Genomic DNA, 13,604 nt, shown 5'->3' on the forward strand with positions numbered 1-13,604 from the left:
ACTCCGGTACGTCGTCAACGAAGGTACGGAACCGATGACCAACGGCTTCAACGGACCGGAGGGCTACGGCGACCCCTTCGGCGAATTCCTGGCCCGATTCTTCGGCGGCCCCCGCCCCGGCCCCCGCCAGATCAACATCGGCCAGCTGCTCAGCCAGCCGGCCCGGGAACTCGTCCGCGGCGCCGCCCAGTACGCCGCCGAACACGGCAGCCGGGACCTGGACACCCAGCACCTGCTCCGCGCCGCGCTGTCCGCGGAGCCCACGCGCACCCTGCTCAGCCGGGCCGGGGCCGACCCCGACTCGCTGGCCACGGAGATCGACGAGCGCTCGGGCCCGGTCCAGCACCCGCCGGGCGAGGTCCCCCCGCCGACGTCGCTCTCGCTCACCCCGGCCGCCAAGCGCGCCCTGCTCGACGCGCACGACCTGGCCCGGGCCCGGGGCACCGGCTACATCGGCCCGGAGCACGTGCTCAGCGCCCTCGCCGCGAACCCGGACTCCGCCGCCGGGCACATCCTGAGCTCGGCGCGCTTCAGCCCCACCGGCAGCCTGCCGCCCGAGGTGCCGGACACCGCGCCGCGGCCCGAGCGGCCCCGGTCCGCGGACACGCCCACCCTGGACAAGTACGGCCGCGATCTGACCGAACTGGCCCGGCAGGGCCGGATCGACCCGGTGATCGGACGGGACGAGGAGATCGAGCAGACCATCGAGGTGCTCTCCCGGCGCGGCAAGAACAACCCCGTGCTGATCGGCGACGCGGGCGTCGGCAAGACCGCCGTGGTGGAGGGGCTGGCGCAGCGGATCGCCGACGGGGACGTCCCGGACGTGCTCAGCGGGCGGCGCGTGGTCGCGCTGGACCTGACGGGGGTCGTCGCGGGCACCCGGTACCGCGGCGACTTCGAGGAGCGCATGACCAACATCGTGGGCGAGATCCGCGCCCACTCCGACCGGCTGATCGTCTTCATCGACGAGCTGCACACCGTGGTCGGCGCCGGGGGCGGCGGCGAGGGCGGTTCGCTGGACGCCGGGAACATCCTCAAACCGGCCCTGGCCCGCGGGGAGTTGCACGTCGTGGGCGCCACCACGCTGGAGGAGTACCGGCGGATCGAGAAGGACGCGGCGCTCTCCCGGCGCTTCCAGCCGATCCTGGTGCCCGAGCCGACCGCGGCGGACGCCATCGAGATCCTGCGCGGCCTGCGGGACCGCTACGAGGCCCATCACCAGGTCCGCTACAGCGACGAGGCGCTGGTGGCCGCCGTGGAGCTGTCCGACCGGTATCTCACCGACCGCCGGCTGCCGGACAAGGCCATCGACCTGATCGACCAGGCCGGTGCCCGGGTACGGCTGCGGGCGCGCACCAAGGGCACGGACGTACGGGCGATGGAGCGCGAGGTCGAGCAGCTGGCCCGGGACAAGGACCAGGCGGTCGCGGACGAGCAGTACGAGCTGGCCACGCAACTGCGGGACCGGATCGTGGAGTTGAAGCAGCGGATCGCGGACGCCGACGGCAGCGGCGCGGCCGACGAGGGACAGAACCTGGAAGTGACCGCCGAGGCCGTCGCGGAGGTCGTGTCACGGCTGACCGGCATCCCGGTGGCCAGCCTCACCGAGGAGGAGAAGGACCGCCTGCTGGGGCTGGAACAGCATCTGCACGAGCGGGTGGTGGGCCAGGACGAGGCCGTGCGCGTGGTCTCCGAGGCGGTGCTGCGCTCGCGGGCCGGGCTCGCCAGTCCGGACCGGCCGATCGGCAGCTTCCTCTTCCTCGGGCCGACCGGCGTCGGCAAGACCGAACTGGCCCGGGCGCTGGCGGAGGCGCTGTTCGGCAGCGAGGAGCGCATGGTCCGGCTGGACATGAGCGAGTACCAGGAGCGGCACACCGTCAGCCGTCTGGTGGGCGCCCCGCCCGGCTACGTCGGCCACGAGGAGGCGGGCCAGCTCACCGAGGTGGTGCGCAGGCACCCGTACTCGCTGCTGCTGCTCGACGAGGTGGAGAAGGCGCATCCGGACGTCTTCAACATCCTGCTCCAGGTGCTGGACGACGGGCGGCTGACCGACTCGCAGGGCCGCACGGTGGACTTCACCAACACCGTCATCGTCATGACCAGCAACCTCGGCTCGGAGGCGATCACCCGGCGCGGCGTGGGGGTCGGCTTCGGCGCGGGCGGTGAGGAGGCGGACGAGGAGGCACGGCGGGAGCGGATCCTGCGGCCGCTGCGCGACCACTTCCGGCCCGAGTTCCTCAACCGCATCGACGAGATCGTGGTGTTCCGCCAGCTCGACCCGGACCAGCTGCGGCGCATCACCAATCTGCTGCTGGACCGGACGCGCAGGCTCATGCAGGCGCAGGACGTCGCGGTCGAGTTCACCGCGCCGGCCGTCGACTGGCTGGCCGCGCGCGGCTATCAGCCCGAGTACGGTGCCCGGCCGCTGCGCCGCACCATCCAGCGCGAGGTCGACAACCAGCTGTCGCGGCTGCTGCTGGACAACCGGGTCGCCGGGGGCGGCCGGGTGACGGTGGACGTCGAGGACGGACGCCTCGCCTTCCGCACGGTGGCGCGGGACGCGGCACCCGCCCCCGAGCTGTGACTACGGCGCCGGGTGCACGACCATCGCGGAGCCGCCGCCCCGGCGTACCTTCTCGGCGGCGGCGAGCCACTTGCCGCCCGGCAGCCGCTGCACGCCGGTGGCCGCGCCGATCTCGGGGTTGAGCCGGAAGCCGTGCCCGATCGACTCCAGCTCGGCCCGCAACGGGCTGTTGTACAGCCCCGGTTCCAGCTCGGTGGTCGTCTGGTTGCGCTGGCTGGCGCGGGGCGCGGCGATGGCGTCGACGAACGGCAGGCCCCGGTCGAGGTGGCCGGTGAGGGTCTGGAGCACGGTGGTGATGATGGTGGCGCCGCCGGGTGAACCGAGCGCCACGACGGGCTTGTCGTGCTGGTCGAGGACGATGGTCGGGGCCATGGAGGAGCGCGGGCGCTTGCCCGGTCCCGGCAGGTTGGGGTCGTGGACGGCCGGGTTGGCGGGGGTGAAGGAGAAGTCCGTCAGCTCGTTGTTGAGCAGGAAGCCCCGGCCGGGCACCGTGATGCCGCTGCCGCCGGTCTGCTCGATGGTGAGCGTGTACGAGACGACGTTGCCCCACTTGTCGGCGACCGTGAGGTGGGTGGTGCTGTCGCCCTCGTAGGTGGTGGGGGTCGCGGTGCCGCCCGCGGCGCAGGGTGCCGGTCGGCGCGGGTCGCCCGGGGCGAGCGGGCTGGTCAGCACCGCGTCGTCCTTGATCAGGCACTCCCGCGAGTCGGCGTACCGCTGGGAGAGCAGTTCCTTCGTCGGTACGTCCTCGAAGGCGGGGTCGCCGACCCAGCGCCCGCGGTCCGCGAACGCGATCCGGCCGGCCTCGATGTAGCGGTGCAGGTACTGGGCCTCGCTCGCCTTCGAAAGGTCCGTGCGCTCCAGGATGTTGAGGGCCTGCGCGACGGTCGTACCGCCGGAGGAGGAGGGCGCCATGGAGTAGACGTCCAGGCCCCGGTAGGAACTCTTCGTGGGGGCCTGCGACTTGGTGCGGTAGGTGGCGAGGTCCCGGGCGGTGAGGTCGCCGGGACGGGCGTTCCAGCCGGAGGCGGGGTCGACGGGCGGGTGGTTGACCGTGTCGACGATGTCCTCGGCGAGGTCGCCCCGGTAGAGCGCGCCGGTTCCCTTCCGCGCCAGCTCGGCGTAGGTGCGGGCGAGATCGGGGTTCTTGAAGGTGGACCCGACGACCGGCAGCTCGCCGCCCGGCAGGAACAGCTCGGCGGTGTCCGGGAAGTAGCGGAACCGGGTCTCGTTGGCAGCGGTCTGCGCGCGGAAGGTCGCGTCGACGGTGAAGCCGTCCCGGGCGAGCCGCTCGGCGGGCTTCAGCAGCGTGCCGAGGCTCTTGCTCCCCCACTTGTCCAGCGCCCGGCGCCAGGTGGCGGGCGTGCCGGGCGTGCCGACGCTCAGTCCGCTGCTGACGGCCTCGGCGAAGGGGACCGGGGTGCCGTTCTCCAGGAACAGCCCCGAGTCCGCGCTCGAAGGGGCCGTCTCGCGGCCGTCGATCGTGCGTACCGTACGGGACCTGGCGTCGTAGTAGACGAAGTAGCCGCCTCCGCCGATGCCCGCGGAGTAGGGCTCGGTGACCCCGAGGGCGGCGGCGGTGGCGACGGCCGCGTCGACGGCGTTGCCGCCCTTTCTCAAGACCTCGATCCCGGCGGCGGAGGCGTCCGCGTCGACGCTCGCGACGGCACCGCCGTGGCCGACGGCGACGGGTACCTTCTCGACGGCCGGGCCGGAAGCGGCGGGCGGCGCCGCCCCCACCGACACCACGGCGGCCGAGACCGCGAGGACCGACAGCTTGTGTGCGACGGAAAGACGCATCCGCACCTCCAGTCAGGGACCGTTCGCGCAGCCTAATGGATCGACATGCCCCCGTCAGGAGCACCGGCTAGCATGCGCGCCCATGAATGACGACCTGCGCAACATCGTCCTGGGTGTGGTCGCGGCCGGCCTCAGCGCCGCCCTCGGCTGGGTGGCCCGCACCTACTTGTACAAGCGCAAGCTCCGCCGCAAGCAGGCCTTCTTCGGGCTGCCCGACAACTCCGAGTCGCTGCTCGTGGTGAACCGCGAGGCGGGCGGGCCCGAACTCACCGTGATGCGCCACGATGTGTTCGCGCTGCTCGAACTTGCCGCGCTGATCAAGGACTGCAACGCGCACGCCCAGGTCGTCGCGCACGACGCGGCCCAGCAGGGCTTCGGTGAGCGCACCGAGTTCTGCGTCGGCGGGCCGGCCTCCAACCGCCGCATGACCGCCCATCTCGCGTCCCTGCTGCCCGGTATACGGGTCAATGTGGACGCCGAGCCGGGGCCGGACCGGGGCGCCTTCCAGATCGGCAGCGAGCGCTACCGGATGGACCCGGGCCGGGGCGAGTACGTCATCCTCGCCCGGCTCACCGCGGGCCAGGGTGCGGGTTCGCGTCCGGTGTTCCTCTTCTGCGGACAGCGGGCGATCACCAACCAGGCCGCGACCCGCTATCTGGCCCGCAACCACGAACGGCTGTCCCGCAAGCACGGCACCCACTCCTTCGTGCTGCTGCTGAAGGTCGTCAACTCGCAGGCGTACGGCCCGGATGTGGTGGAGCTGGTGGCGGACGTGACCCGGGAGGCGCAGGCGCCGCTGCCGACACCGGCGGTCGCGCGCAACTCGCACCGCGCCTCGTGACGTCGTTCACTCACCAACAATCGTTACTCCCACGTAACTTACCGACGGGTTACCCACGGTAAGAGCCCGAGGTTACCGTCGGGTCACTTTGCACTGACACGAGTGAGGAGTGACCTGTGGGATCTCGCACGGCTCTGCGCACCACCGCCGTGGGCATCGTCTCGGCGACCTTGATCGCGGGCGTCGGCCCGGTGGCGTCCGCCACCACGGGCGGGCTCCGCTTCGTCGACATCACCGGCGACGGCGGGACGACACTCAAGGCGAACGTCATCACCCCGGCCGGCGCCGACGGCACGCGCCGCTACCCGCTGCTGGTGTTCCCCACGAGCTGGGGCATGCCCCAGGTCGAGTACCTCGCCCAGGCGAAGAAGCTCGCCGACTCGGGCTACATCGTGGTCGGTTACAACGTCCGCGGCTTCTGGCAGTCCGGCGGCGAGATAGAAGTGGCGGGCCCGCCCGACGTGGCCGACGCCTCCCGGGTGATCGACTGGGCACTCGCCCACACCCCCGCCGACGCGGAGCGGATCGGCATGGGCGGGGTGTCGTACGGGGCGGGCATCGGCCTGCTCACCGCCGCGCACGACGAGCGGGTCAGGGCGGTCGCGGCCCTCAGCGGCTGGGCGGACCTGATCGGCTCGATCTACTCGGGGCGCACCCAGCACACCCAGGCCGCCGCGCTGCTGGACGGCGCGAGCCTGGTCACCGGCCGGCAGAGCGCCGAACTCAGAGAGATCTTCACCGCCTTCCAGTCCTCCGACCTGAGCAAGGAGGACATGATGCTGGCCTGGGGGAAGAAGCGTTCAGCCACGACGTATCTGGACCGGCTCAACGACCACGCCCCGGCCGTGCTGCTCGCCAACGCCTGGGGCGACTCGGTCTTCCCGCCCAACCAGTACGCGGACTTCTACGAGAAGCTCACCGGCCCCAAGCGCCTGCAGTTCCGCCCCGGCGACCACGCCACCGCCGAACTGACCGGGCTGCTCGGCCTGCCCAACGACGTCTGGACCGACACCGAGCGCTGGTTCGACCACCACCTCAAGGGCGAGGACAACGGCATCGACCGCGAGCAGCCGGTCCGGCTCAAGTCCCGTTCCAAGGGCGGCTACGAGGGCTACCCGGACTGGAAGTCGGTCGGCGCGACGGACCGGAAGATCGCCCTCGCGGGTTCCACCACGATCCGTACGAACGTCAACTCCGGTGCGGACGGCGGGCTCGTCCTGCTCTCCGGCCTGCTCGACCAGATCGCCCAGGTGCCCCCGGTGGCCTCCATCCCGCTGCTCCCCCGCCGCTGGGCGGCCGTGTGGCAGTCGGGGACGTACGCAACGGCCCAGCAGGTGCGCGGCACCGCCCGGCTGCACACCACCCTCACCCCGACCGCGGAGAGCGGCACTCTCATCGCCCACCTGTACGACGTGGGCCCGCTCGGCCTGGGCAAGCTGGTCAGCAGCGCGCCGTACACCTTCCACGGGCGTACGCCCCACCAGCCGTTCGGCGTCGACCTGGAGCTGTTCTCCACGGCCTACGACGTCCCGGCGGGGCACCGGCTGGCCCTGGTCGTCGACACGGTCGACCCGCTCTACGCCGAGCACAACCCGACCGGCGCGCAGCTGACCTTCTCCTCGCCGGCGAACGACCCGTCGTACGTGTCGGTCCCGTTGCGCGAGCAGTGATCTCCGGCTGCCGCCGGGCGGGTATGGCTCTGTGACTGCCGCCCCCCTGCGGTCGGGGGGCCGTAGGGGGTTCCCACTCGGCAGCGCCCCGGCCACGGTGACCGCTACGGGGACGAACCGCCCATCGTAGTGGAGGCTCGGCGCGCGGCAGGTGCCGGGCGGATCATGGAGCCGACGGCGAGGTCGACGTCCTGGGGGACTTGCAGCTCTCCGTAGTACTTGTTGACGTCACGCAGTTCGATCAACGGATCGAGAACCATGCCCAGCCCTACTCACTCTCAGCTGTGTCGTGGTTGCCGCAACCTACCCAGACAATAGGGGAGTTAGAGGACGACACGCACTTTTCGGGCATTAGCCGTATTTAAGCCGCGGCTCGGGCCAGGGCTTCACGCCTCCGCGACCTCCGCGTAGAGCTGCGACAGCTCGGGCGCGCCACTGGAGGCCCATTCGTGCCCGGAGGCGACGACATCGAACTCGCGCCCCGAGGAGAGCCGTACGACCGGCTGGCCGTTGGGCCAGATCTCCCACCGCGCGCCCGGGACCGTCCGCACGATGACCGTGCCCAGGTAGAGGCCCGCGTCATTGCCCAGCCAGGCCAGCACCTCCTCATCGTCCCGCCAGCCGGGGAGCAGCTGGTCCAGGGCCTCCAGCGAGGCCGCGGAGTCGTCGAGCCGGACCCCCTCCCGGGCCGCCCGGGAGCGGAGCAGATCGCACTCGGCGAGCAGGTCGGCGATGCCCTCGTGCGTGTCGTCGCCGTCGGAGAACACCGCGACGCCGAAGGCGGGGCCGCGCCGTCTGCGCCGGCCGCCCAGGAAAGGGATGTTCATACGCTCAGCCTCGCACCGACCATGCCACCGGCACCACCGGCGCGCGGAAACCAGCCACCCGGAAACCTCTTGCCAAAGCTTATTCATGCTCCGTAGAGTTCATCAGGTCATGAGTTCAACGGATGTTGACTTTGGCCTTCCGGGAGGCGGGGACCCGTGCGGAAGATTCCATTCCAGGTGAACGAGGGCGGACTGGTCGCCCTTCTGCCCAACGGCCATGTGGAGTTTCTCGCCGACTCGGCGCGTCCGCTGATCCTGCGTCACAACGCCGGACGGCCGGTTTCGGCCGCGGAGTTGATGACCCACACGCTCAGCGATCCGCTGGTGACCCTGGACCGGTTCCATCTGTCCGCCCCGGCCATCGCGTTCGTGGAGACCACGAACCTGTGCAACCTGCGCTGCAAGCACTGTTACGCGGACTCCGCGCTCAAGCGCCCCGACGAGATGTCCACCCCGCGCATCAAGGCCCTGCTCGACGAGTTCGCCGAACTGGGCGTGCTCCAGGTCTTCCTGACGGGGGGTGAGATCTTTTCCCACCGGGACGCCGTGGAGATCATCCGGTACGCCCGCACCAAGCCGTTCAGCACCCAGATCTTCACCAACGGCCTGCTCATCACCGAGGAGCGGCTCGCGGCGATCCCGCCGGGCCAGTCGTTCTTCATCAGCTTCGACACCGCAGACCCCGAGCGCACCGTGCGCGGCCGGATGGACTTTCCCAAGCTCCAGAACGCCTTCGAGATGATGCGCCGGCACGGCCATGTCTTCCGCACCGCGATCTCCGTCCACCGCAACAACATCCAGGACGCCGAGGAGATCTTCGAGTGGTGCGCGGAGCGGGGCTACCCCCGGCCGCAGTGGCTGGAGACCCACCCCGTGGGCCGCGCCCTGCTCCACCCGGACATGCTGCTGCGCCCCGAGGACGTCGACGAGGTCTTCGAGGTCTACCGGCGGTGCATGGAGCGGTACTCCAGCGGACCCGACATCGAGCCGGAGAACGCCGCCGGCACGGCACCCGGCGGGCGCGCCGCGGACGAGATCCGCGGGGTGGACACCATCCAGTTCTGCCAGCGCCTGGAACGCGCCGTCGGCCAGGAGAAGTGCGGCCGCTCGGTCGTCTACGTCAACAGCCGCGGCGACGTCTACCCGTGCAGCAACTGCATGTCGGGACAGCTGCACCGGGCCGGGAACCTCGCCGAGCGGTCCTTCGCCGACATCTGGGAGACCGGCTTCGACGCCTTCCGTGACATCCGGTTCAGCGACCACACCGTGTGCGGGAGCTGCCCGGTGGCCGCGGAGGACCTCTGGTGCCAGTTCCGGTGCCCGCCGCTGGCCCGCAACCTCACCGGTGACCCGACGGGGTGCGGTGCCACCGAATACCTCCAGGAGTTCATGCTGCGCGCCGGCCGCTACTGGCGGGAGCGCAAGCGACGCGACGTACGCCTGACTCTCACCCCGCGTTAGCCGCGGCCGCACCGGCCGCGTGCCGACCGCGCCCGGCGACCTCGCCGGGCCCACCGACCCCGCTCCCGATGTCGTGAGCGGGCCCCGTCCGCGGGCGGCGCGACCGCTGCCGCCCCTCATCGAAGGGAACACGGACATGCCCGAAGAGAAGAAGGTCATCCGCATCCACCTCGAGCCCGGCCAGGAGGGCGTGACGCTCAGCGCCGTCGGTGCCGCCTCGGCCACCGCGCCCAACGAGACGCTCCTGGTGGAGGCCACCAACATCACCGAGGCCACGGTCATCGAGGTCGAGGTCTGACCCACTGCCGTGGCGAGACGGACCGGAGCGCAGCAGGACCCCCCGGGCTCGTAGAGGGACGGGCTCGCGGAAGGGCGCTCGAGGGACCCCTGGAACCGCCGAGGGATCGGAACCGGGGACGAGCGCTGCACGGCCTTCCCGGCCCGTGAGGGACGGGCCGGGAAGGGCCGCGCGAACGTCATGCGCGGCGTGACCGACGAGCGGGGCCCAGGCCCTGTGGGCCCAGCCCGGACAGGAGACGAGGTCGCGATGAGCACAACTGCTTCAGCCGGCACCACCGCCGTGCGCCCCGGCACAGGACTCGCGCGGCTGCTCCAGGAGAACCCGGCCCTCAGGATCGGCCAGGACGACTACAACATCAACGTGACGGCCAACTACGGCGACCGGCTCGACCCCGACGAGGTCGCCGACGCCCTGCGCGCCCACCCGGGCGCCGGCCGGCCCGCGCACCTGTACTTCCATGTGCCGCTGTGCGCGTACATCTGCCACTTCTGCAACTACGTCAAGCGCAAGATGCCCGGCGGCGCGGAGGGTGAACACGCCTCCCGGCTCTGGACCGACCTGCTGCTGGAGGAGTCCGAGCGGCGGCTGGCGCACGCGCCCTGGCTCTCCGGGGCCCGGATCGAGTCGGTCTACCTGGGCGGCGGCACCGCCTCCCTGCTGGGCACCGAGCAGTTGGCGCGGCTGGTCGAGCACATGCGGGCCAACTACGCGCTGACCGACGACTGCGAGATCTCCCTCGAGGGCAACCCCGACAACTTCCTGCACGACGAGCTGGCCGAGGCCTGCGCGATCGGCTTCAACCGGTTCAGCGTGGGCGTGCAGTCGCTGCAGAGCGAGGTCAACGCCTTCGCCGGGCGCGGCCACGACGCGGAGATGTCGCTGCGCGCGATCGAGCAACTCCGGGCGACCGGGCGGCCGTTCAACGTCGACATGATGTTCGGGCTGCCCCACCAGACGCCCGAGAAGGTCGCCCACGACATCCGCACGCTGATCGACCTCAAGGCCCCGACCATCACCATCTACCGGCTGCGCAACGCGGACCGGGCCAAGATGGGGATCGGCAACCGGGCGCTGTGGAACGTGGAGAGCGTCCGCGACCGGCTGCGCGAGGAGCATGCCTTCCCCGGCCTCGACGAGACGTACGAGATGCGCGAGGCCATCGTGGAGCTGCTGCTCGACGGCGGCTACCACCCGAGCCCGTGCGGCTGGTGGAACCGGCCCGGCATCTACCCGGACGGCAACATCCCGCGGGTCTCGCGCAACAAGTGGCAGCGCCACGACTCGATGATCGCCTACGGCCCCGGCGCCTACGGCTGGCTCACCGGCGACGACGACACGGTCGTCCAGACCCACAACATCGCGGACATCAGCGGCTACGCCCGGCACCTGCAGAACGGCCCCGGCCTGCCGCTGGCGTTCGGGCGCAGGCTGGCCGGCGCGGAGGCGGTCGGGATGGTCCTCGGGTTCGCGTTCAAGGCGAACCAGCCCATCGACGCGGCGCGTTTCCGGCGCCGGTTCGGCATCGAACTGTTCCACGACGAGCCGTTCGCCGAGGTGTTCACCGAGCTCCTTCAGCGCGGGCTCGTGGAGCCGGTGGCGGGGGCCGCGGAGAGCGTCGTGCCCACGCTGGACGGCGAGGCCCTGCACGAGGAGATCATCAGTGTCTACTTCCACCAGCGCATCGGCTCCTTCGCCGAAGCAGTCTGCCGGAGGTGAGACCGTGCGCGTCCACCGCCACCACCAGTGGCGCCGCGATCCGGACGGAACGGCCTACCGTGCCCGGCGGTCGTTCCCGGCCGGACCGCCGAACGCGACGGTGCTGCTCGCCGGCCCCGGCAGCGTCTCGCATCTCGACGGTGAGGGACGCGACGACGAGCTGCTGGACCGGCTGACGGCGCGTCTGGTGGCCTCGGGTGCGCAGGTGTTGCAGTGCGACATGCCCGCCCGCGACCGCAACATCCCCGCCTCGGCGGCCGACGGGCGCATCCGCGCCGAGCGCCTGCGGCGGCTGCTGGACGGCAACCGGCACCTGATGACCGGCCCGCTGTCCCTGGTGGGCTTCTCGCTCGGCGGCCAGGCGCTGCTCAGACTGCTGGAGTCCGGCTCCCCACCGCGCGCCGACCGGGTCGTCCTGATCGGCACGGTGGTGGAGACGGACACCTTCCTGACCTCCCGCGTCCCCCTGATCGAGCTGGTCTACGGCAGTTTCGACCTGGTCGGCTATCTCGCTGACGAGTCGGACGACACGCTGCCGCCCGCGGTGTTCGAGCCGGCCCTGTACGCCGACTGGTCCGCCCGTCATCTCATCGGCACCCACTCACCCGCGGTCCGGGTCCACGTACTGGACGGACTCGGTCACACCCTGCACCCGTGCGGTCCGGGCCCGGCCCGGGACCCGCTGCCGGCGCTCACCTCTTTGGTGGGCGTCACCTCATGACGTCACGTCAGCTCACAGCACGACAGGAAAGGGAACGACATGCCCGCGAGTGAGACGGTCTCCAGCCGGCGGTTCGACAAGATCGCCGACAACTTCGCCACCAGCGAGGTGCACCGGTCGAGCCCCACGATGGAGGCGCTGCACGAGACACTCGGGCCGCAGACCGGCAGCGCGATCTGCGACGTGGCCTGCGGTGCGGGCCATCTCGCCCTGTCCTTCGCCGACGAGTACCCGGCCCGGCTGGTCGGCGTCGACCCGGCGCCGTCGATGCTGGAGTCGTTCCGCAAGCTGGCCGCCGAGCGGCAGGTGACGGTGGAGACGGCGCAGGCCGCCGCCGAGGAACTGCCTTTCCCCGACGCCTCGTTCGACCTGGTGGTGTCCCGGCTCGCCCCGCACCACTTCCAGGACATGCCGAAGGCGGTCGGGGAGATGACCCGGCTGCTGCGGCCGGGCGGTCGGCTGGCGGTGATCGATCTGGAGGGCCACGAGGACCCCGTGATCGACGCGCTCAACCACGAGTTGGAGATCCTGCACGACCCCACCCACCAGCGCAGCTACACCCTCGACGAATGGATCGGCTTCCTCCAGGGCGCGGGGCTCAACGTGCCGGTCGCCCGCGGCCGTCAGGCGGAGAGCCGCACCGGGGTGCCGGTGAAGCGCTGGTGCGAGATCGCCTCCTCCGGCGCCGAGGCAGAGGCCGCGATCCGCAGGCGGCTGGCCGAGGCCCCGGCGGAACACCGGGAGGCGCTCGGCATCCGGCAGGACGGCGAGGAGTTCTACATCCCCGTGCGCACCTGCATGGTCATCGGCGTCAAGCCGCTGGGCGGGGGGCGCTGACATGCCGATCATCAGGCTGTTCTCCCCCGACGCGAGTCCGGGTCCCACGGCCCTGGAGCAACTGTCGCAGTCCGTCACGGAGTTGCTGGGCCTGCCCGCCGGTCACTGCTGGGTGTGGTGGCAGCGTCTTGAGCCGGGCACCTATCACCGGCCCGAGTGGCGCACCCCGGACACTCCCCCGGCCCCGGTCGGCTTCGTGGTGTGCAAGGAGAGCTACACCAAGGACCAGGTGGGCGCGCTGCTCCGGCTGATCCAGCAGCGGCTCGCCGAGCTGCTGAACGTCCCGGCGGAAGGGATCTTCCTGACCGTCCAGCGGGCCGTCGCGGGCGAGTTGCTGGTCCGGGACGAGGTGTGGTTCGCGCATCTGGAGGAGCCGCGGCCGGGTGCCGTCACCGACCTGGTGCCGATCGGGCGCGTCCACAGCGACCGCAGTGACCTCTCCGACGACTACTGGGGCGACGTCACCTCGGTGATCCGGCTGGACGGGCAGCGGTTCACCCCGGAGGCGCTGCTCGGCCTGGACGCCTTCTCCCATGTGGAGGTGGTCTTCCACTTCCACCGGGTGGCCCCGGAGAAGGTGCACACCGGGGCCCGGCATCCGCGGGGCAACCCCGAGTGGCCGCGGGCCGGGATCTTCGCCCAGCGCGCGAAGAACCGCCCCAACCGCATCGGGGTCTCGCGCTGCCGGCTGCTGAAGGTCGACGGGCTCGACGTCCATGTGCGCGGCCTCGACGCCGTGGACGGCACGCCCGTGCTCGACATCAAGCCGTATCTGACCCAGTTCGGGCCGCGCGAGGACGTCGTACAGCCCGCGTGGGTCGACGATCTGATGCGCGACTACTACTAGAA

Annotated in this window: 12 protein-coding genes; 9 read left to right on the plus strand and 3 right to left on the minus strand. The window is 71.3% G+C overall.

Going from position 1 to position 13,604, the window contains the following annotated elements; translation table 11 throughout:
• Positions 1–34: 34 nt before the first annotated feature.
• Positions 35–2,584 (plus strand): ATP-dependent Clp protease ATP-binding subunit, encoded by a 2,550-nt coding sequence (locus ACWD1Z_RS06520; protein ID WP_451116065.1) that lies wholly within the window; start codon positions 35–37, stop codon positions 2,582–2,584.
• Here the strand turns inward: ACWD1Z_RS06520 and ggt are convergent, their stop codons facing one another.
• Positions 2,585–4,381 (minus strand): gamma-glutamyltransferase, encoded by a 1,797-nt coding sequence (gene ggt, locus ACWD1Z_RS06525; protein ID WP_451116067.1) that lies wholly within the window; start codon positions 4,379–4,381, stop codon positions 2,585–2,587. It lies immediately after the preceding gene.
• A gap of 82 nt (positions 4,382–4,463) precedes the next feature.
• Between ggt and ACWD1Z_RS06530 the strand changes: the two genes are divergently transcribed.
• Together ACWD1Z_RS06530 and ACWD1Z_RS06535 are read left to right on the plus strand one after the other, a co-directional pair.
• The gene (locus ACWD1Z_RS06530) at positions 4,464–5,222 is read left to right on the plus strand and encodes a hypothetical protein (protein ID WP_451116069.1); all 759 of its coding nucleotides are present in this window, start codon (positions 4,464–4,466) and stop codon (positions 5,220–5,222) included.
• Between the two features lie 116 nt (positions 5,223–5,338).
• Positions 5,339–6,892 (plus strand): CocE/NonD family hydrolase, encoded by a 1,554-nt coding sequence (locus tag ACWD1Z_RS06535; protein WP_451116071.1) that lies wholly within the window; start codon positions 5,339–5,341, stop codon positions 6,890–6,892.
• A 104-nt stretch (positions 6,893–6,996) separates the two neighbouring features.
• Here the strand turns inward: ACWD1Z_RS06535 and ACWD1Z_RS06540 are convergent, their stop codons facing one another.
• The gene (locus ACWD1Z_RS06540; RefSeq protein ID WP_451116073.1) at positions 6,997–7,152 is read right to left on the minus strand and encodes a hypothetical protein; all 156 of its coding nucleotides are present in this window, start codon (positions 7,150–7,152) and stop codon (positions 6,997–6,999) included.
• Between the two features lie 126 nt (positions 7,153–7,278).
• Entirely contained in the window at positions 7,279–7,719 is a 441-nt protein-coding gene (locus ACWD1Z_RS06545; RefSeq protein ID WP_451116074.1) for a DUF6278 family protein, read from the minus strand.
• A gap of 156 nt (positions 7,720–7,875) precedes the next feature.
• On the opposite strand from ACWD1Z_RS06545, the gene ACWD1Z_RS06550 reads away from it, so the two are divergent.
• The 6 genes from ACWD1Z_RS06550 (at position 7,876) to ACWD1Z_RS06575 (ending at position 13,602) form a co-directional block, all read left to right on the plus strand.
• Complete coding sequence (locus tag ACWD1Z_RS06550) at positions 7,876–9,180, plus strand: radical SAM/SPASM domain-containing protein (protein WP_451116076.1); 1,305 nt, start codon at positions 7,876–7,878, stop codon at positions 9,178–9,180.
• Between the two features lie 136 nt (positions 9,181–9,316).
• Entirely contained in the window at positions 9,317–9,478 is a 162-nt protein-coding gene (locus ACWD1Z_RS06555; RefSeq protein WP_250079159.1) for a hypothetical protein, read from the plus strand.
• Between the two features lie 249 nt (positions 9,479–9,727).
• Entirely contained in the window at positions 9,728–11,197 is a 1,470-nt protein-coding gene (locus ACWD1Z_RS06560) for a coproporphyrinogen-III oxidase family protein (RefSeq protein ID WP_451116078.1), read from the plus strand.
• Positions 11,198–11,201: 4 nt separating this feature from the next.
• Entirely contained in the window at positions 11,202–11,918 is a 717-nt protein-coding gene (locus ACWD1Z_RS06565; protein WP_451116080.1) for an alpha/beta hydrolase, read from the plus strand.
• Between the two features lie 39 nt (positions 11,919–11,957).
• A complete protein-coding gene (locus ACWD1Z_RS06570; protein WP_451116082.1) occupies positions 11,958–12,755 on the plus strand; it encodes a class I SAM-dependent methyltransferase in 798 nt (265 codons plus the stop codon).
• 1 nt (position 12,756) lies between these two features.
• Positions 12,757–13,602, plus strand: a complete 846-nt coding sequence (locus tag ACWD1Z_RS06575) for an SAM-dependent methyltransferase (RefSeq protein WP_451116084.1) — start codon at positions 12,757–12,759, stop codon at positions 13,600–13,602.
• The last annotated feature ends 2 nt before the right edge of the window (positions 13,603–13,604 follow it).

The organism is Streptomyces sp. NPDC002784 (assembly GCF_053592135.1).